The organism is Spirillospora sp. NPDC048819, from assembly GCF_040650055.1.
GTDB lineage: Bacteria > Actinomycetota > Actinomycetes > Streptosporangiales > Streptosporangiaceae > Spirillospora.
On the sequence record NZ_JBEZGN010000015.1, the window covers coordinates 50990 to 71212 of the forward strand.

Sequence of the window (20223 nt, forward strand, 5' to 3'; positions counted from 1 at the left end):
GCGCTCACCTTCCGATCCAGATCTGGCCGAACGCGTGCGTCGGCGAGCCGATGAGCGGCTTGGCGGTCGACCCGTCCGGCAGCTTGTACTGCGCCAGGCCGTGCACGTTGGACTTGGTGACCACCGCGCTGGTGGAGAGGTGGTCGACCCAGATGAACGGCAGCTCCGCCCGGAGGCGCTTCTGCACGGTCGCGTACGCCTTCTTGCGCGCCGCCTCGTCGGAGCCGGCGCGCCCGGCGTCCAGGGCGGCGCTCAGCTGCTCGTCGTCGATCCGGCTCATGTTGATGGAGATGGAGCCGACCGGCTGGGCGAACCTGGAGTGCAGCCAGGAGTACGAGCTGTCGGGGTCGGGCCGGTTGAACTGCTCCCAGACGATCGCGCTGTAGTTCCCCATGAGGGCCCGCTGGATGAGGTCGGCCTGGTCGGCCTGGCGGACGGTGACGTCCATGCCGGCCTTCTTCCACATGTCCTGGACGAGTTCGGCGTTCTGCATCGACGACTGGTCGGGGATGCTCAGCAGTTCGATCTGGACGGGGCCCTTCTCCCGCTCGTACTCGGAGATCAGCGCCTTGGCCTTGTTCAGGTCGAACGCGGGGTAGCCGCCGGGGACGTACCACTCGGAGTCCGGTGACCAGGGGCCGTCGGCGGGCTTGGTCAGGCCGGAGCGCAGCGTCTTGATGAACGCGTCGCGGTCGGTGGCGTGGGCCATGGCCTGCCGGACCCGCAGGTCCTTCGTCGGCCCGGCGGCGGTGTTGAGCATGAAGGCCATCTCGGGGACCGACATGCCGGCGGCCCGGTACAGCCGGTACGCGCCCTGCTCGGCGAGCTTCCCGAACTTGACGATGTCGTTGTCGCGCTGGGTGGCCATGGCGGTGAGGCCGCCCGACTCCAGGGTCTGGGCCCTGGTCTGGAAGTCCGGCAGGATCCGGAACTCGACGCGGTCGAGGTAGGGCAGCCCTTCGCGCCAGTACTTCGGGTTCTTCTTCACGATGAAGCGGTTGTCGGGGGTGTAGCTCTGGAACATGAACGGACCGGTGCCGATGGGCTGCCGGCTGGCCCGGTCGGGGTCGGTGAGCGACAGTTGCGGGACGATCATGCCGATCTGGCTGGCCAGCGTGTAGGGAAAGCTCACCCACGGGCTGACGAGATCGATCTGGACGGTCCTGGCGTCGACGAGCTTGATGGCGCTGACCGGGGCGAGGACCGCCGCCGTGAGCGGTGAGGCCTTCTGTGCGTCCAGGTTGGCCTTGACGATCTCGGCGTCGAGGGGCTGCTCGTTGGAGAACGTGATGCCCTCGCGCAGCTTGATCGTCCATTGGGCGGCGTTCTTGCTCGGCTCGACGGACTCGGCCAGCAGCGGGCGCCATGCGCCGGTGGCGTCGACGGTGGTGAGCGTCTCGATGATCGTGCCGGCCATCGCGTAGGTCTGCGTGGCGAACGAGTCGGTGATCGGGTTGAAGCCGTTGGCGTCCGCGCCGATTCCGTAGACCAGGTTTCCGCCCCGTACGGGTGTTCCCTCAGGGCCGGAGCCGGTGCCGGACGTTCCGCCGCCCGAGCACGCCGTCGCCAGCGCGGCGCACGCGGCGAGTGCCAGCGCGGCCGCGGCCGCGCGCCGCCGGTGCCGCCGCTGTGTCGTCACAAGTCCCACGACAACCCCTCTCCGTGACCGGGGTCACAGACTTTTCGCCGATAGTACTATCACCGAATAAGATTTCAATGGGTTGGCGTCAGTCGATTCATGCCTCCTGTACAGGGGGCATGGTGGATTCAGTGGCCGGTATGGCTATTGTTGGATTGACCGTTCAGGGGGATCGATGCCCGATGTGACACTGAGCCGGCGCGAGGCCAAGGACCTCACCCGGCGCCGGCTGCTCGGGTCCGCGCTGCGCATCCTCGACACCGAGGGCGAGGCGGGGCTGTCGACGGGGAACGTCTGCCGCAGTGCGGGCATCGCCCAGTCCACGTTCTACGTGCACTTCCGCAACATGCAGGACCTGCTCGAGGCGCTCGGCGAGGAGGCCGCGCGGCAGGTCGGCCCGGTGATCCGGGAGGCCCGGCAGCGGTCCAGCGACGAGCCCCGCAGCGCCGAGCGGCTCCGTGCCGCGTTCCGCGTCCCGCTCGAGAAGATGTGCGCGCACCCTGAGTTCTTCCGGCTGAGCGTCCGCGCCAGGTTCGACCGCGCCACCCCGCTCGGCGAGGCCGCCCGCCGCCGCGCCGCCGCCACCCGCGCCCACCTGGTCGAGGATCTCGTCGCCGCCGGTCTCCCGGCGGACACGCCCGAGCGCGCGCTGCGGCTGGAGATGGTCGCCGACGGCGTCACGTCGATGACCGAGGCGATGGCGATCGGCCACCTCGACGGCCGCTATCCCGACATCGAGGAGTGCGTGGACGTCCTCGTCGCGTTCTTCGCCGGCGTCCGCGCGCAGCTCCTCGGCGACCAGCCCGCATCCGGCCAGGGCTGACCGGCCCGCCGGACCGGACCGCAACGGGAGTTCGCGTCGCCGGTCTGGGCGTTTACACGGCGTTCACAAACGGGCAACAGGTCCGAAATGCCCGATTGGCAGTTTGAGCGTGCTGAGATACGTCTCGAAGGGACCCACCTTGAGCTACAAGGCCGAGTACATCTGGATCGACGGCACCGAGCCGACCGCGCGGCTGCGGTCGAAGACGAGGATCCTGGCCGACGGCGCCGAACTCCCGGACTGGAGCTTCGACGGGTCCAGCACCAACCAGGCGCCCGGTGACCGTTCCGACTGTGTGCTCAAGCCGGTGTTCTCCTGCCCCGACCCCATCCGCGGCGGGGACAACAGGCTGGTGCTCTGCGAGGTGTTCCTCGTGGACGGCACGCCGCACGAGACCAACATGCGGGCCACGCTGCGTCCGGTCGCCGAGCAGTACGAGGCGCAGGACTCCTGGTACGGGATCGAGCAGGAGTACACGTTCTTCAAGGACGGCCGGCCGCTGGGCTTCCCCGAGCGCGGCTACCCGGCCCCGCAGGGCTTCTACTACTGCGGCGTGGGCGCCGACGAGGTGTTCGGGCGCGACATCGTCGAGGCGCACATGGACGCGTGCCTGGCCGCCGGGCTGAAGCTCTCGGGCATCAACGCCGAGGTCATGCCGGGCCAGTGGGAGTTCCAGATCGGCCCGGCGGGGCCGCTGGAGGTCGGCGACCACATGTGGGTCGCGCGGTGGCTGCTCTACCGCATCGCCGAGGACCACGACGTCTCCGCGACCCTCGACCCGAAGCCCGTCGAGGGCGACTGGAACGGCGCGGGGGCGCACACGAACTTCTCGACCAAGGCGATGCGCGAGGGGTACGACGCGATCATCACGGCATGCGAGGCGCTCGCCGAGAAGGCGCAGGAGCACGTGGCGGGCTACGGCGCCGACATCGAGCGGCGGCTGACCGGCATGCACGAGACCGCGCCGTGGAGCGAGTTCAGCTACGGCGTGTCCGACCGCGGGGCGTCGGTGCGGATCCCGTGGCAGGTCGAGGTCGACAAGCAGGGCTACATCGAGGACCGCCGCCCGAACGCCAACATCGACCCGTATGTGGTGGCCCGCCTGATCACGGGCACCTGCTGCGCGGCGCTGGAGAAGGCCGGCCAGGTCTGACCGGACCGGCCGGCGACGGTCCGTCCGGTCAACGATCCCCGGGGAGCCCGTCTCCCCGGGGATCTCCGCGTTCCGGCCGCGGGCCCTCCCGGGCGGGCGTGATCGCCCGATCACCGGGCCCCGCCGCCCCGGCGGCCAGGCCGGGGCAACCCGGCCAAACATCGGCAAAATGTGAGCTTGGGGGAGTTCCACCGTTCCGCACCGGGTAGCACACCTACGTTCGCACCGGGGGAGGGAACATGCCCGATTCGTCATTCGGGCGGTACTCCGGCGGCCTGCCCGGCAGGCACGTCGGCCGCCCTGCGCCACGGCCCTGGGAACGATCGTTCCGGTGTCCCTCCACGGCGCGCCGGCGCCCCCTGGAGGCCCCGCCGAAACGCTACGAGGACTTCGTCGCGCTGCACGAGGAGATCTCCGCGAAATCCGGGCCGCCGCTGCGTCCGCTGTGGTGGACCGGCGGGTTCGCCGCGCTGGCGGCCGGTGCCCTGGCGTTCGCCGCGGCCCTCGGCCTGCGCACGATGGCCGGTGTGGACGTTCCGGTGTTCGCGGGCGAGCACACCCCCGCGGAGCCCGCCGCGGCGAGTTACGCGCTGTGCGCGATGGCGGGGACGATCCAGGCGACCGCGCTGATGCATCTGCTGCTGGCGGCGTCGGCGCGTCCGGTCCGGGCGTTCGCGTGGATCGGCGGGATCGCGGTGGCGCTGCTGACGATCCTGCCGCTGACGCTGAAGGGCCCGCTCGACGCGGCGCTCGCGACGTCCGGTGTCAACCTGGCCGGAGGGACGGCCGTGGTGGTGCTGCTGTCGGCCGTGGTGGCGGGGTCGCGGCCGTTCTCGTGGGACGCCCCGTTCAGACGCGGCCCACGATGATCACCCCCTGACGGGTCGCCGGACCGGCGCGGGCCCCGCCCCGGAATTCACGCGCTGTCAATCCGCTTTAACGAAGAATTCACAGCGGGCGATATCGACCGGGCTCTGACCAGTGTACTAATGCCTTGAAGGGGCCGTGGCAGAGGCGCGGCCGCCTTTGGTCAATGCGCGCCAGGCGTGTCCGTCGAACCCGGATGGATAATGACGAAATGATCCTCTCCCCGCGAGGCCTGCGAGCCGCCACGTCCAATCTCCTCCAGCTGGCGCTGTACGGGCATGTCGCCGATCTGCGTCCGATGCCGGCGGAAACGATCGACGACGGGCCGCGCCGGTCGGTGCACCGCTACCGGCCGCCGGAGGGGGTGGTGCCGGCCGGGCCGCCGGTGCTGCTGGTCCCGCCGCCGGCGGCGCCGGCGCGCTGCTACGACCTGCGCCGGGGATGCAGCCTCGCCGAGCACGTCGTCCGGGCCGGGCGGCGCAGCTACCTGCTCGACCAGGGGCCGGCCCGGTGCGGCGACCGCGCCCCGGGGCTCGACGAATGGGTCGGGGACGTGCTGCCGGGCGCGATCCGGTCCGTCAGCCGGGACGCGGGCGGGCAGCCCGTCCAGCTCGTCGGCTGGTGCCTCGGCGGCATCCTCTCCCTGCTGGCCGCCGCCGACGGAACCGGCCTGCCGATCGCGTCCGTCGCGGTGATCGCCGCGCCGGTCGACGCGGACGCGGTGCGGCGCGTGGCGCCGCTGCGGTCGCTGCTCGGCCTGACCCGCGGTGCGGAGGCGGACCTGCTGGGGCAGATGTACGGCGGCCTTCCCCGGCCAGTGGTGAAACGGGCCTGCCAGGTCACCGGAATAGACAAATGCATTCTCCGTCCCGGCAGAATGCTGACCAGCCTTCACGATGCCGATCTACTGGCTCAGACCGAGGCCGTCGATCATTTAACGGAGACGATGTCCGCCTACCCGGGACACGCCGCACGACGGATTTACCGGACCCTTCTGCGGGACAACGCGCTGATGCGCGGCGCCGTCCAGACCGGCGGCCGGCGGGTGGATCTCGGCCGGGTCGCCGTGCCGGTGCTGGCCATAGCGGGACGCGGCGACGCCCTCGCGCCGGTCCCGGCCGTCCTGCCGCTCGTCCGGCTGCTGGGCGGGGCGCCGCAGGTGCGCTTCGAGATCGCGTCCGGCGGCCACCTGGGCGTGCTGACCGGACGTTCGGCCAAGGCGACCACGTGGCGGCATCTGGACCGCTGGCTCGACGAGGGCATCGTCCGGCACGGCATCCGCCCGCACCGCTCCACCGTCCCCGTCTGACCCGCCGCCCCGGCCCGCCCGGACGAACACCGGGGTCTCCGGCACGTCAAGGGACGTTCAAATCTTCTTGGCGGTGCCGCCATCGGCGCGCAGTCGGGTGTGTCATCCCGGTAACGGACTGGTCGCCGACCGTAGTGTGGCGCACCGTTGTTGCGAGCCGCGCCGGGCCGGGGAGCCGGGGCCGGGCGGGACGTCGGGGGGCAGTGCATGGCGGCGGACACGGCCGAGTACGGGCGGGGACCGGGGGATCGTCTCCGGACCGAGATCATCGGGGTCACCCCGTTCGGCCGCCCCGCGCCCCAGCTCGCCGTGGCCGTCGCGCGCGCGGGCGGGACCGGCGTGCTCGACCTCGGCGCCGACCGGGCGTCCGGGCTCGCCGCCCTCGCGGACGTGCGCCGCTGGTGGACGGGCCCGTTCGGCGTCCGCGTCCCCGCCGGGTGCCGCGTCCGGCCGGCCGAGATCCCGGCCGCCGCCGACACCGTCCTGGTGGACGCCCCGGCCCTGCGGTCGGACGCCTCGCTGGACGTCGCCGGGTTCGCGCGCGGGCGCCGGCTCCTGGTCGAGGTCGTGGGCCCGGACGAGGCCGCCGCCGTCATCCCCGTCGCCCGCGGGTTCACCGGCGACGTGGGGCTCATCGCCCGCGGCTGCGAGGCGGGCGGCCGTGCCGGTGACCTCACCGCGTTCGTCCTGCTGCAGCGGCTGGCGGCCGACCCGTCCGTGGACGTCCCGGTGTACGCGGCGGGCGGCATCGGGCCGCACACGGCCGCGGCGGCGGTGGCGGGCGGCGCGGCCGGCGTCGTCCTCGACGTGCAGCTCGCGCTCGTCCGGGAGACGGACCTGCCCGCCGGCGCCGTGACCGCGCTGTCGGCGATGGACGGCGGCGAGACCGGGACCGTCCAGGACGGGCCGCTCGCCGCGGCGCTCGCCGGCCGCCACAAGACCGCCGGGGGCGTGGTTCAGGCGATCCGCCGGGAGATCGGCGCGCATCTGCGGGCCGCCGTCCGGGCCGAGCCGCTGGCGCCGCGCCGGGCCGCGTCCGGCGGCGCACCCCCGGCCGTGCAGGCCTACCCGGTCGTGCAGGGGCCGATGACGCAGGTGAGCGACTGCTCGGCCTTCGCGGGCGCGGTCGCGCAGGAGGGCGGCCTGCCGTTCCTCGCGCTCGCCGCGATGGACGGCGACCGGGTGCAGGCGCTGCTGCGCGAGACCGCCGACCGCCTCGGCGGCCGGCCCTGGGGCGTCGGCGTCGCCGGGTTCGCGCCGCCGGACGTCCGCGCGGCGCAGCTCGCCGCCGTCCGCGCCGCCGGGCCCCCTTACGCGCTGATCGCCGGGGGGAGCCCGGCGGAGGCCGAGCCTCTGGAGGCCGCCGGGGTCAGCACGTACCTGGACGTCCCTTCGCCCGAGCAGCTGGACCGGTTCCTGGACGAGGGCGCGCGGAAGTTCCTCTTCGAGGGCCGCGAGAGCGGCGGCCACGTCGGGCCGCGCGCAAGCTTCCCGCTCTGGGAGGCGCAGATCGGACGGCTGATGGAGTGCGACGCCGACGCCGGTGAGCTGTCGGTGATGTTCGCGGGCGGCGTCCATGACGAGCGGTCCGCCGCGATGGTGGCCGCTCTGGCGGGGCCGCTTGCGGAGCGGGGCGCCGACGTCCGCGTCGTGATGGGCACCGCGTACCTGTTCACGTCCGAGGCGGTCGCGACGGGCGCGATCCTGCCGGGCTACCAGGAGACCGCGCTCGCCTGCGACGGGACGGCGCTGCTGGAGTCGTCCCCCGAGCACGTGACCCGCTGCGCCCGCACACCGTACGTGGAGACGTTCGCGGAGACCCGCCGTGAGCTGGAACAGGTCGGGACACCCCGCCGGGACGTGTGGCGCCGTCTGGAGAAGCTGAACCTCGCGCGCCTGCGCGTCGCCGCCAAGGGCCTGCGCCGCGCCACCCCCGTCGACGTCGCCGAGCAGCGGGCGAGCGGCCTGTACACGCTCGGCCAGGTCGCGGCGCTGCGCTCGGCCACGACCGGCATCGCCGCCCTGCACGAGCAGGTCACGGCGGGCGCGACCGCGTTCCTCGCCGCCCGCGCCGCCGAGGTCGGCGTCACCGCGGCGCGCCCCGCCCGCACGGACGCCGCGCGCCCCGCCGACATCGCGATCATCGGCATCGGCTGCGTCTTCCCGGGCGCCCGCGACGCCGACGGCTACTGGGCGAACATCGTCGCGGGCGTCGACTCCGTCACCGCGGTCACGCGCTGGGACCCCGAGATCCACTACGACCCGTCCGCGGAGGGCAAGTCGCCGTCCAAGTGGGGCGGGTTCATCCCCGACATCCCGTTCGACGCCCACGCGCACGGCATCCCGCCCCACGCGCTGGGCGCCATCGAGCCGATCCAGCTTCTCTCCCTGGAGGTCGCGTCGCGCGCGCTCCGCGACGCCGGATACGCCGACCGGCCGTTCGACCGCGCCGCCACGTCGGTGTTCTTCGGCGCCGGCGGCGGCGGAGACCTCGGCACGGCCTACGCGGTGCGCGCGACGCTCCCGTCCTACTTCGGCGAGGTCCCGGCCGCCCTGGACGAACGGCTTCCGCGCCCCACCGAGGAGTCCCTCCCCGGCGTCCTCACCAACGTGATCGCCGCACGGGTCGCCGGCGCCCTCGGCCTCCGCGGCGGCGGGTACACCGTGGACGCCGCCGGCGCAGCGTCCCTCGCCGCACTCGACGCGGCCTGCAAGGACCTCGCCGCGGGCGCCAGCGACATGGTGCTCTGCGGCGGCGCCGACCTCGGCGGCGGCGTCCGGGACTATCTGCTGCTCGCCTCGGCCCGCGCACTGTCCCCGTCCGGCCGCTGCGCCGCGTTCGACGCGTCGGCGGACGGCATCGCGCCCGGCGAAGGCGTCGCGTGCGTCGTCCTCAAACGCCTCGCCGACGCCGAACGCGACGGCGACCGGATCTACGCGGTCGTCAAGTCCGTCGCCGGAGCCGGCGACGGGCGCGCCCCCGGCGGCGGCGCGGACCTCACCACGTCCCGCGCCGAAGGACGGCGGCTCGCGCTGGAGCGCGCCCACGAACGCGCGGGCGTCCCACCCGCCGGCATCGGCCTCATCGAGACGGACGGCACCGGCGTCCAGGCCGGCGACCGGGCCGAACTCACCGCCCTGGCCTCGGCGTTCACCGGCGCCGCCGCGGGCGGCGTCACGCTCGGATCGGTCAAGTCGCAGATCGGGCACACCGGATGCGCAGCGGGCCTCGCCGGGCTCATCAAGACCGCGTTGGCCCTGCACACCGGCGTTCTCCCGGGGACGCTGCACCTCTCCCGTCCCGGCCCGGAGTGGGAACCCGGCGGCCCGCTCGTGTTCGGCGGCGCCGCGCGCCCGTGGGCGGCCCGTCCCGGCGACCGGCACGCGGGGCTGAGCGGCTCCGGCGCCGGCGGCGTGTGCTTCCACGCCGTCCTGTCCGGGTACGGCGGCGCGCCCGAACCCGTGTCGGGGCTCGCCGAATGGCCCGCCGAACTGTTCCTGGTCCGCGCGCCCGACCGTCCCGCCGCCCGCGCGGAGATCGACCGCCTCCTGGACCTGTCCGCCGGCGAGCCACGGCTCCGGGATCTCGCGCGGACGGCCGCCTCGCTGGAAGGGCCCGTGCAGGCCGCGTTCGTGGCGACCGGCCTGGACGACCTCCGGCACAAACTCACACTCGCCGCAGAGTCCGGCCCGGCACCGGACGTCTTCCACCCGTCCGGCGAGCCCGGCCAGGTCGCGTTCGTCTTCCCCGGCCAGGGCAGCCAGCGGCCCACCATGCTCGCCGACCTCTTCGTCGCCTTCCCGCGCCTCCAGCGCCTCCTGCGCCTCGCCGGCGGACGGTACGCGTCGGCGATGTTCCCGCCCGCCGCGTTCACCCCCGACGAGACCGGCCGCCACCAGGCCGAGATCACCCGGGTCGCCCAGCCCGCCCTCGGCATCGCCGGACTCGCCGTCCACCGCCTGCTCACCGCCGTCGGCGTCCACCCCGACCTCGCCGCCGGGCACGGCCACGGCGAACTCGTCGCGCTCTGCGCCGCCGGCGTCGTCGACGACACCGACATGGTCGAACTCAGCGCCGCCCGCGCCGAGGCGATCCTGGCCGCCGCCGGCGGCGACCCGGGCGCGATGGCCACCGTCGCCGCGTCCCTGCGCGAGGTCCGCGAGACGCTGGCGGGCGTCTCCGAGGTCGTCGTCGCCAACCACAACGCGCCCCGCGAAGTCGTGATCTCGGGAACCCGCGCGGGCCTGGACCGCGCCCTGGCCGCCCTTTCCGCCGCGGGCCTCGACGCCGAACGCATCCCCGTGCCCTGCGCGTTCCACAGCCCCCTCGTCGCCGCCGCGTCCGCCGACCTCCGCACCGACCTCCTCGGCCGCGACCTCCGCTCACCCGCCTTCCCCGTCTGGGCCAACGCGACCGCCGCCCCGTACGACACCGACCCCGCGGAACTCGCCGCCACCCTCGCCGGGCAGATCGCCGCGCCCGTCCGCTTCGTCGAGCAGATCGAGGCCATGTACGGCGCGGGCGCCCGCACCTTCGTCGAGGCGGGCCCCGGAGACGTCCTGACCGGCCTCATCGGCAAGATCCTCGGAGACCGCCCGCACACCGCCGTGAGCTGCGACGCCCCCGGCGAGAACGGCCTCGCCCACTTCCTGCGCACCCTGGCCGGACTCGCCGCCGCCGGCGTCCCCGTCGACCCGCTGCCCCTCTTCGCCGGACGCGACGCCCGCCCGCTCACCGCCGCCCCGGCCGCGGCACCCGGCTGGTTCGTCAACGGCCACCTCGTCCGCACCGCCGACGGCGGTTACCCGGCCAATGCGCTCCGCCCCGCCGAACGCGTCCCGGAGGGGAGCGACCGCGACGCCGAGGCCGCAGTCCTGGAATACCTGCGCGCGGGACGCGAACTGATCGCCGCCCAGCGCGAGGTCGTCCTCCGCCACCTGGGCGCGACGCCACCTGCGACGTCACCCGCGCCGGTCCCGGCGCCCCGCCCCGTCCTCCCGGGCGAGACCGTCTCCGTCCCGCATCAGGCGCGGTCGGGTTCCCACGTGAGGACCATGGCCCTGTCCGGCCCCGGCGTCCCGGCACCGTCCACGGAAGGCGACTCCCTGGTGTCGCCGCGTGCCGAAGGCCCGGCCGCCGCGCCGGCGGAGACGTCCGCGCGGCCGGGGGTGGTCCGGCACGTTCTCCGGGTCGTTGAGCTGGACGCGCTGCCGGTGCCGCCCGAGTCGGGGACGGTGTTCACCGGGCGGCGGTTCATCGTCGTCGACGACGGGTGCGGGGTCGCGCTGGAACTCGCCGGCATGCTCGCACGGCACGGTGCGCAGGTGCGGACGCCGCGCGAGGTCGACGGCGCCTGCGACGGGCTGATCCATCTGGCGGCGCTGCGGCCGGGGGCGGCGGGTGTGCTGCCTCAGGCGTATGCCGGCATCCGGCGGGCGCTGGCCGGCGGGTTGCGGTGGCTGGTCGTCGGGAGCGGCGCCGGCGGGCGGTTCGGGCGGCGCTTCGACGGCGGCGGCATCGGGGATCCGGCGCCGGGCGCCGGGCTGCGGGGGCTGGCGCGGACGGTCGCGCAGGAGTATCCCGAGGTGCTCGTGCGAGCGCTCGACGTCGACACCGAGGACACCCCGCGGGCGATCGCACAGCGGATCATGGCGGAGCTGCTGGACGCGGAGGCGCCGGTCGTGGTCGGGCACGAGGGCGACCTGCGGCACGGCCTGAGCGTGGTGCCGGCGGAACCGCCCGGCGAGCCGCCCGTGACCGGCGCGCCGCCGCCGGGGCCGGACGGGGTCGTGCTGCTCACCGGCGGCGCGCGGGGCGTCACCGCGCAGGTGGCGCTGGAGCTGGCCCGGACGAGCGGCTGCCACATCGAGGTCATGGGACGCACACCGGAACCGGTCGACGGGCCCGCGTTCGCCGACGTCCCGGACGAGGCCGGGCTCCGGCGGGCCCTGGTCGCCAGTGGCGAAGGGGAGACCGGCGAGATCGAGGCGACGGTCCGGCGGATCCTGGCGGAGCGGGAGACGCACCGGAATCTGGAGGCGCTGCGGGAGCATGCGGCGTCCGTCCGGTACCACTCGGGGGACGTGAGGAACGCCCACGCCGTCCGGGATGTCGTCACCGGCGCCTATCGGCGGCATGGCCGGCTCGACGGGGTCGTCCACGGTGCCGGTCTCGTCGAGAACCGCCTGGTCCGGGACATGACGCCCGAGTCGTTCGAGCACCTGTACCGGACGAAGGTGGACGGGGCGTGCGCACTCGCGCAGGCGGTCGAGCCGGACATCGGGTTCTTCGTCGTCCTCGGCGGCATCGCCGGTGTGCACGGCGTCCGCGGGCAGGTCGCGCATGCGGCGGCGAGCGACGCGTGCGACACGCTCGCGCACGTCTGGCGGACGCGGCTGCGCGGACGGGTGCTCGTCGCCGACTGGGGCCCGTGGGCGCGAAGCGAACCGGAACGCGAATCGGAGTGTGAACGTGGTGCCGTGCCGGTCGAGCCGGAGGCGGGTGCGGCGGCGCTGCTGCGGGAGATTGTGCACGGAAACGAGACGCAGGTCGTGTTCACCGGGGCGGCCTTGACCGGGGGCGTCCGGTGAACCACGCCCGGGAGCCGATCGCGATCGTCGGCGCGGGGGCGGTGTTCCCCGGCGCAGGGTCGGCGGCCGAGCTGTGGCGCAACGTCCTCGCCGGGTTCGACGCGATCACCGACGTCCCGGCGGGGCGATGGGATCCCGCGCTCTACTACGACCCCGACGCGTACGGGCGCGCCCCGGAGAGCGACAGGTTCTACTGCCGGCGCGGCGGGTTCGTCGACGAACTGGCCACGTTCGACCCGGCGCGGTTCGGGATCATGCCGGCGGCGGTGCGGGGCATGGAACCCGACCAGCTGCTCGCGCTGCGCACGGCCGGGGAGGCGATCGCGGACGCGGGCGGCGACGAGCGGCTGCCCGACCGGGCCCGGATCGGCGTCGTCATCGGACGCGGCGGCTACATCACGCCGGGCGTGGCACGGTTCGATCAGCGGGTCAGGACGTCCCACCAGGTCACCGGGATCCTCGCCGAACTGGTGCCGGAACTCGGGAAACAGCGGCTCGACGAGATCCGCCGGGCGTTCTGCGAGCGGCTGGGCCCGGACGGCCCGGACGCGTCGATCGGCCTGGTTCCGAGTTTCGCCGCGTCCCGCATCGCCCACGGCTTCGACCTGCACGGCCCCGCGTACACGCTGGACGCCGCGTGCGCGTCGTCACTGATGGCGGTCGAGCACGCCGTGCGGGCACTGCGGAGCGGGCAGGCCGACGCGATGCTGGCCGGGGCCGTTCACCACGCCCACCACGCGACCGTCTGGAGTGTCTTCTGCCAGCTCCGCGCGTTGAGCCCCAGCGAGACGATCCGGCCGTTCGACCGGGCGGCGGACGGGACGCTCCTGGCGGAGGGCACCGGGATAGTCCTGCTCAAGCGGCTGTCGGACGCCGAGCGGGCCGGGGACCGGATCCACGCGGTCATCCTGGGCGCCGGGTCGTCCAGCGACGGCCGCGCGTCGAGCATCATGAGCCCGCTCGTGGAAGGGCAGGTCCTCGCGATCGAGCGCGCATGGCGGGACGCGGGCCTCGACCCGGCGGCGCCCGGCGCGCTGGGGCTGGTCGAGGCGCACGGCACCGGGACCCCGCCGGGCGACGAGGCGGAGCTGGCGACGCTGCGCCGGGTGTTCGGGACCGGCGGCCCGCCGATCGGCCTCGGCACGGTCAAGTCGATGATCGGGCACGCGATGCCCGCCGCCGGGATCGCCGGGCTGATCAAGGCCGCGTACGCGCTGCGCGACGGCGTCCTGCCGCCGACCCTGCACGTGGACGACCCGCATCCGGCGCTGGAGAACGGCAGGCTGCGGCTCGTCCGGGAGACCGCCGAGTGGGAGCGGGGGGACGGGCCGCGGCGGGCCGTGGTCAACGCGTTCGGTTTCGGCGGCGCGAACGCGCATCTGGTCCTTCAGGAGCCGCCGTCGAGTGCCGTCCGGCGGGCGGGACGGACCTGGCGGCTCGACACGCCGCAGTCGGACGAGGCCGTCCTGCGGCTGGCGGCCCGCACGGCCGACGAACTCGCCGACGCCCTGGCCGTCCCCGACGAGAAGCTTCTGGCGCGGATGCCGGAGGACGTCCCCGACCTCCCCTGCCGCCTCGCGGTGGTCGCGCCGACGCCGCGCAGGCTCGACCTGGCGCGGGCCGTCGTCCAGCGCGGAACCGCGTGGCGAGGCCGCAGCGACGTGTGGTTCTCGCCCCGCCCGCTTCTCGCGGAGGGCGGACGGCTGGCGTTCCTGTTCCCCGGATTCGAGCCCGCCTTCGAACCCAGCGTGGACGACGTTGCCGAACACTTCGGGCTGTCCAGGCCCGAGCCGACCGGGCGCACCGACCTGGCCGGCCACGCCGCGGACGTCATCGGCGTCGGGCGCCTGCTGGCCTCGGCGCTCGCCGAACTCGGCGTCGAACCGGACGTCGTGGCAGGGCACGGCCTCGGGGAGTGGACGGCCGCGATCGCCGCCGGAATGCTCGACGCCGACGCCGCCGAGACGCTCGCCGGCGCCCTCGACGGCGACGCCCTGGACGCCCCGGACGTCGTGTACGGGGCCCTCGGCTGCGGCGCAGCCCAGGCGCAGGAGGCGGCCGGGGGATGTTCCGGTGTTTTCGTCAGCCACGACAACTGCCCGCACCAGTCGGTGATCTGCGGCCCGCCCGGGGAGGTCCGCGAGATCCTCGGGCGGCTCGCGTCCGAGGGCGTCCTCGGGCGGGAACTGCCGTTCCGGACGGGCCTCCACACACCACTGGCCGAGGCGTACGAGAAACAGGTGCAACACGCCTTCCAGGCGCTGCGCGTGCACGAGCCCCGCGTGCCGCTGTGGTCGGCGGCGACCGCCGCGCCGTACCCTCGCCCGGCCGCCGGCGTGCGCGACCTCGCCGTCCGGCACCTGCTCGAACCCGTCCGGTTCAGCGAGCTGATCGAAGAGCTGTACGGCGCGGCGCACGTACGGGCGTTCGTCCAGGTGGGGCCCGGGAGCCTCACGGGGTTCGTCGGCGACAGGCTCGGCGGTCGCGAGCACCTCGCGATGGCCGTCAACGTCCCGAACCGGGACGGGATGGCCCAGCTCCGCCGCGTCGTCGCCGCGCTGTGGGCCGAGGGGTACGGCGCGTCGCCGCCGCCGGCGCCCGCCGCGGGCATGCCCCTCGATCTCGGGACGCCGCTGATCAGGCTGGACGGCGCCGTGCCGCCCATCCGCCTCACCTCCGGCGTTCCGTCGCTGCCGGACGACGACCCGGTCATGGCCGAACTGGAGGCGCTGCTCAACGACGCGACGACCGGGGCGCAGTCCGTTCTGGAGGCGTTCGGCGGCGGTGCGGCGTCCGCGCCGTCGGGTGAGGCGCCGCCGGCGGAGGAGGAGCTGTCGGTCTCCCGTGTCTTCTCGCTCGATTCGATGCCGTATCTGCGCGACCACTGCGTGTTCCCGCAGGCCACCGGCTGGCCCGACATGTCGGACAGGTTTCCGATCGTTCCGCTGACGACGCTGCTGGAGGTCATGGCCGACACGGCCGGGGAACTGCTGCCCGGCATGGTCGTCGTCGGATTCGAGGACGTCCGCGCCGTCCGCTGGGTCGTGGCCGCACCGCCGACCACCGCCGACGTCCGCGCCCACCTCGTCGGGGGCGACCGGCCGCGCAAGGTGAAGGTCGTCATCCACGGGCACGCGGACGGGACGGTTCTGCTCGCCGAGCACTACCCGGTGCCGCCCGTGCCGGACCGCACGCCGCTGACCATCGAGGGCCCGCCCATCGTCAGCGCGGAACGGCTGTACGAGGAGCGCTGGATGTTCCAGGGCCCGCTCTTCCGGGGCATCACCGAGATCGCGGCCCTCGCGGAGGACGGTGTGCGCGCCGTCCTGACCTCGCTGCCCACGCCGGGCGCGCTCCTGGACAGCGCAGGGCAGCTTTGCTGCCACTGGATCCAGGTGTACGGCGATACCAACCAGACCGTGTTCCCCGTCGGCATCGAACGGCTCTCCCTGTACGGGCCACTGCCATCCACAGGCGAACATCTGGCGACGACCGTCTGGAACCAGTCCCTGACCGACACGACCATGCGCTGCTCCGCCGAACTGCTCCGCGAGAACGGAACGCTGTGGGCGCGCGTCGACGGATGGACGACCCACCGCTTCTACACGGACGAAGCCCTCTGGCGGATGAAGTTCACAGCCGAGGTGTCCGGAACCGGCGAACCGCAGCCGGGCGGCTGGTGCCTGGCCCGCAAACGCTGGGACGGCACCGCCTCCCGCGACCTCCTCATGCGCCAGTACCTCTGCGCCCCCGAACGCGCCGAATACGAAGCCCTCCCGCCGTTCGCGCAAGGCCCATGGCTCCTCGGACGGATCGCGGCCAAGGACGCCGTCCGCGACCACCTGTGGCGCAACGGCCACGGGCCCCTGTTCCCGGCGGAGCTCACGGTCCACGACGGGCCTATGGTGACAGGACCGTTCGAGGAGCCCCTCGCCATCTCCATCGCATCAGACGCCGACCTGGGCGTCGCCCTGGTGAGACCCGGCCATGAACCGGCCGGCATCGGTCTGGCGCACGACGAGAAAGACGCCCGTGTACGGGCAGCCGAACAAGCAGTACTGCAGTCGATGAACATCACCCGATCCGACCGTCCGGAACTCGTCGTGACCGTCGCCGATGCCGAGCGGCTCCTGATCGCCGCCGAGGGCACGGTCACGACAGTGGAAACACGCGAACTCGAAGGACATGTCGTGGCCTGGACGGTCGAGGCCGGCGGAACCGAAATGGAGGAAGCACGAGCATGAACGACGCTCTGTCCGAGGTCGTCCGGATGCTGACCGACGTGGTGGGGGAGGAATTCCTGCTCGACGTGGAGATCGGCCCCGACACCACGTTCAGCGACGCCCTCGCCCTGGAGAGCATCGAGTTCGCCGCCCTGGCCGGCCGGGTCCGCGCCCGCTACGGCGACGACGCCGACCTGTCCGCCTTCATCGCCGACCTGGACCTCGACCAGATCCTGAGCCTGACCGTCGGGGACGTGGCCGACCACGTCGCCCGGACGCGTTCGCCCGCCGGGGCCGCCCGGTGAGCGCGCGCCGCACCCAGGTCCCGTCCCTGCTGGGCGACCCCGGGATCCGGCGCGTGAGAACCCCCGAACGCCGCTTCCTGTTCGCCGTCCCGCCGCTGACCGGCCCGATGGGGTCGGACACCGCGGTCACCTCGAAGGCCGGTGCCCCGTCGAACGCCGGTGCCGCCTCGAACGCCGGTTTCACCTCGAACGCCGGTGTCACCTCGAACACGGTGGTCGCGCCGACCGCCGCCGTGGCCGCCGAACTCGCCCGCCGCGGCCACAAGGTCGCCTGGACGGGCCACCGGGCGTCCCTCGAACCCCGGCTCCGCCCCGGCTCCCGCGTCATCGACGCCGTCGGGGAGGACTTCGGGAAACGCCTGCCCGGCCTCCGGGACGAGTTGCTGCAGCTCCGCGGCCTCGCCGCCCTCCGCTTCCTCTGGAGGGACATCCTCGTCCCGCTCGGCCACGCGATGATGCCGGGCGTCGGGAAGGCGATCGACCGCTTCCGCCCGGACGCGGTGGTCTCCGACCAGTTCGCCCTCGCCGCCCCCGTCGCGGCGCGGCGGCGCGAACTCCCATGGGCCACCTCCGCCGCGACGTCCGCCGAGTTCACCCGCCCGCTCGCCGCCATGCCGAAGGTCGAGGAGTGGATCCGTGACCAGATCGCCGACTTCCAGCTCGACCACGGCATCGACGACCTGCTCGACCTGCGGTTCTCCGACCATCTCGTCCTGGCCTTCTCCACGGGAGGATTGATCGGCGACACCTCGTTCTTCCCCGACCATTTCGCCTTCGTCGGCCCGGCGCTCGGCCGCCCCGCACCGCGCGCCTTCCCCTGGGACTGGCTGGACGGCCGCCCCGCCGTCCTGGTCACCCTGGGCGCGGCGCGCGGCCCGTCCGGCGACCGGTTCTTCGGGATCGCCGCCGAAGCCGTCCGCGACATGGACGTCCAGGCGATCCTCGTGGCGCCCCCGGACGTGGTGGCGGACCCGCCGCCGAACGTCCTCGTCCGCGCCGACGTCCCGCAGCACAAGCTGCTCGAACACGTCTCCGCCGTCGTCTGCCAGGGCGACCACGACACCGTCTGCACGTCCCTCTCGCAGGGCCTCCCGATGGTGGTCGCCCCGGACCGGGACGACCAGCCGGTGATCGCCCGGCAGGTCGAGGCCGCGGGGGCGGGCGTTCCCGTCCGCTACGCCCGCGTCCGCCCGGACGAACTCCGGACCGCCCTCGCCACCGTCCTCACGGACGGCCCGCACCGCGCCGCCGCCGCACGGGCCCGGGACGCCATCGCCTCCGCCGGAGGCGCCGCCGAAGCAGCGGACCACCTGGAGAAAATCGCGTGACGGTGACCGGAACGGCGTTCGGGTGATCCAATGGCGATGGACGCCGAACACCCGGATCCGGTTGGAGTGACCCATGGTGGATGTTTTCGATGACCTGATCGCGGAGTACCGCCAGCTGGACGCCGTGCTGGCGTCGCTGACGGCGGAGCAGTGGTCTCGTCCGTCCGATGCCGAGGGGTGGACGGTCTCCGATGTCGTCCTGCATCTCGTCCAGACCGAAGAAGTGATCACCGGGCCGTCCTTGGGGGAGGGGGCGGCCTTCCTCTCGTCCGATGAGACCACCGTGGACGGAATGGCGGATGACATGGTCGCCGCCGAGCGCGGGATACCGCCGGAGGAACTGCTGGCGCGCTGGCGCAAGGCCGCCTTCGCCACCCCTGAAGCTCTGCGCGCCCAGCCTGCGGGGACGCGTCTGTCCTGGGTGAGGACCCCGTTGTCCCCGCGCACGCTGGCCACGACGAGGCTCGCCGAGCATTGGGCGCATGCGCAGGACATCACCGTCCCGCTGGGCATCCCGTACCCCGACACGGCACGGCTGCGTCATGTGGCGTGGCTGGCTCATCGGACGCTGCCGTACGCCTTCTCCCTCGCCGGGCTCGCGGACGCCCCGGTGTTCTGCGACCTCGCCGCGCCGGACGGTACCCGCTGGACGTTCGGCGACCCCGAGGCCGCCTCGAGAATCACCGGGCCGGCCGCGGAGTTCTGCCGCGTCGGCGCCCGCCGGGTCACGCCCGAGGAGACCGGCCTCATCGCCGAGGGCCCGCATGCCGCCGACGCGCTCCGGGTCGTCCGCAACTACGCCGCCTGACCGCCGGGTACCGTTCTGAGCGGGCATTACGGGCCGCGACTTCGCGCCGGTCCGGTTTCCCGCGGTCGGCAAACCCGGCAAGCGTGATTTGTGACCAGTGGGTTCTCTGTATTGTGCAGGCCATGTCAGGGAAGAAGATCAGCCCGCCCTTCGTCATTCTCTGTTTCGTCGGCTTCGTGCTCATCGCCTTCGCGCTCCTCGGCACTCTGGTCGTCGGCGCGAAGGTGGACGAGGCGGATGCCGACAAGAGCGAGGTATCGCTGCAGCTCTCGACGCTGCTGAACATCATCGTCGCCGGGTTGGCCTTTATTCTGGCCGGGTTGGGATTCCAGCTCGCGGCCGGTCCGAAACCGGCGCAGTCGTTCGTTCCGGGGCAGCCGCCGGCGCAGCCGTACGGTCAGGCCGCGCAGCCGCAGTACCAGCAGCAGGCGCCGCCGTCCGGCCGGGAGTGGGGTCAGCAGCCTTCCGGGCAACCCCCGGCACAGCCCTGACGTTCCGCCAGGACATGAAGGTCAGGACGTGAGGGTCGCGCGGAGGAAGCGCGCACCCTTCAGCGTCGCCTCGAACGAGGCTTCGGCGATCGCCTTGGTCATGAAGTGGCAGATCCAGGTGACCAGGAACGTGGCCAGGATCAGTACCGGCGCCCACGTCCAGGTGAGCTGGATGAAGATCCGTTCGAGGGTGCCGTGCGGGTCGACGACCGGTTCCCAGCTGTTGAGGCGGGCCCACCGCCCGAGGAAGACGCCGAGGGCGCACAGGCCGTGCGCCGCGATGGTGACCGGGATCTGCCAGGCTCCGAGGCCGAGCCGGGCGAGGTGGCCCAGTGCTGCGCGGAGGGCCAGGTAGTAGGCGAGGAAACCGGAGCCGATGAACAGGGCGTAGAGCGGCAGGATCGCGCTGACCACGGGGCCGCCGTCGTTCGCCTGGAGGATGTCGCCGCGCAGATGGACGATGTCGGTGACGACGTACGGGGCATTCGGTAGAAAGAGGACGAATAGCGTCAATCCGGCCCACCAGAAGGGTGAGCGCGACAGGCGGTCGCCGCGGAAGAGCGCCCAGGCCAGCCCCACGGGAATCCACGCGAGGATGGTGTTCCAGGTCATCCACAAAGCGTCGCGGCGGAGGACGTCGGCCAGATTCGGTGCCACCTGTTCCAGGATCCCCATGGAATCCATAG

Annotated in this window: 12 protein-coding genes; 10 read left to right on the forward strand and 2 right to left on the reverse strand. The window is 73.5% G+C overall.

Going from position 1 to position 20223, the window contains the following annotated elements; all coding sequences use genetic code 11:
• Nucleotides 1–4: 4 nt before the first annotated feature.
• A complete protein-coding gene (locus AB0C35_RS21070; protein ID WP_358458277.1) occupies nt 5–1648 on the reverse strand; it encodes an ABC transporter substrate-binding protein in 1644 nt (547 codons plus the stop codon).
• Between the two features lie 166 nt (nt 1649–1814).
• On the opposite strand from AB0C35_RS21070, the gene AB0C35_RS21075 reads away from it, so the two are divergent.
• The 10 genes from AB0C35_RS21075 (at nt 1815) to AB0C35_RS21120 (ending at nt 19537) form a co-directional block, all read left to right on the forward strand.
• Complete coding sequence (locus AB0C35_RS21075) at nt 1815–2462, forward strand: TetR/AcrR family transcriptional regulator (protein ID WP_358458279.1); 648 nt, start codon at nt 1815–1817, stop codon at nt 2460–2462.
• Nucleotides 2463–2571: 109 nt separating this feature from the next.
• The gene (gene glnII, locus AB0C35_RS21080) at nt 2572–3615 is read left to right on the forward strand and encodes a glutamine synthetase GlnII (RefSeq protein ID WP_358458458.1); all 1044 of its coding nucleotides are present in this window, start codon (nt 2572–2574) and stop codon (nt 3613–3615) included.
• Nucleotides 3616–3854: 239 nt separating this feature from the next.
• Nucleotides 3855–4484 carry a hypothetical protein gene (locus AB0C35_RS21085; protein WP_358458281.1) on the forward strand — a complete coding sequence of 210 codons (630 nt, stop codon included), beginning with the start codon at nt 3855–3857 and terminating at the stop codon, nt 4482–4484.
• Nucleotides 4485–4693: 209 nt separating this feature from the next.
• The gene (locus AB0C35_RS21090; protein WP_358458283.1) at nt 4694–5791 is read left to right on the forward strand and encodes an alpha/beta hydrolase; all 1098 of its coding nucleotides are present in this window, start codon (nt 4694–4696) and stop codon (nt 5789–5791) included.
• Between the two features lie 207 nt (nt 5792–5998).
• Nucleotides 5999–12382, forward strand: a complete 6384-nt coding sequence (locus AB0C35_RS21095; RefSeq protein ID WP_358458284.1) for an SDR family NAD(P)-dependent oxidoreductase — start codon at nt 5999–6001, stop codon at nt 12380–12382.
• On the forward strand, nt 12379–16626 hold the full coding sequence (locus AB0C35_RS21100; protein WP_358458286.1) for a beta-ketoacyl synthase N-terminal-like domain-containing protein: 4248 nt from the start codon (nt 12379–12381) through the stop codon (nt 16624–16626). Before AB0C35_RS21095 ends, AB0C35_RS21100 begins: the two co-directional genes overlap by 4 nt.
• Nucleotides 16623–16910 (forward strand): phosphopantetheine-binding protein, encoded by a 288-nt coding sequence (locus AB0C35_RS21105; protein ID WP_358458288.1) that lies wholly within the window; start codon nt 16623–16625, stop codon nt 16908–16910. The genes AB0C35_RS21100 and AB0C35_RS21105 overlap by 4 nt, the downstream gene beginning before the upstream one ends.
• Nucleotides 16907–18238, forward strand: a complete 1332-nt coding sequence (locus AB0C35_RS21110; RefSeq protein ID WP_358458290.1) for a glycosyltransferase — start codon at nt 16907–16909, stop codon at nt 18236–18238. Before AB0C35_RS21105 ends, AB0C35_RS21110 begins: the two co-directional genes overlap by 4 nt.
• Nucleotides 18239–18311: 73 nt before the next feature.
• On the forward strand, nt 18312–19046 hold the full coding sequence (locus AB0C35_RS21115; protein WP_358458292.1) for a maleylpyruvate isomerase family mycothiol-dependent enzyme: 735 nt from the start codon (nt 18312–18314) through the stop codon (nt 19044–19046).
• Nucleotides 19047–19168: 122 nt separating this feature from the next.
• A complete protein-coding gene (locus AB0C35_RS21120; protein ID WP_358458294.1) occupies nt 19169–19537 on the forward strand; it encodes a hypothetical protein in 369 nt (122 codons plus the stop codon).
• A 21-nt stretch (nt 19538–19558) separates the two neighbouring features.
• Here the strand turns inward: AB0C35_RS21120 and AB0C35_RS21125 are convergent, their stop codons facing one another.
• On the reverse strand, nt 19559–20212 hold the full coding sequence (locus AB0C35_RS21125) for a DUF1361 domain-containing protein (protein WP_358458296.1): 654 nt from the start codon (nt 20210–20212) through the stop codon (nt 19559–19561).
• Nucleotides 20213–20223 lie beyond the last annotated feature (11 nt).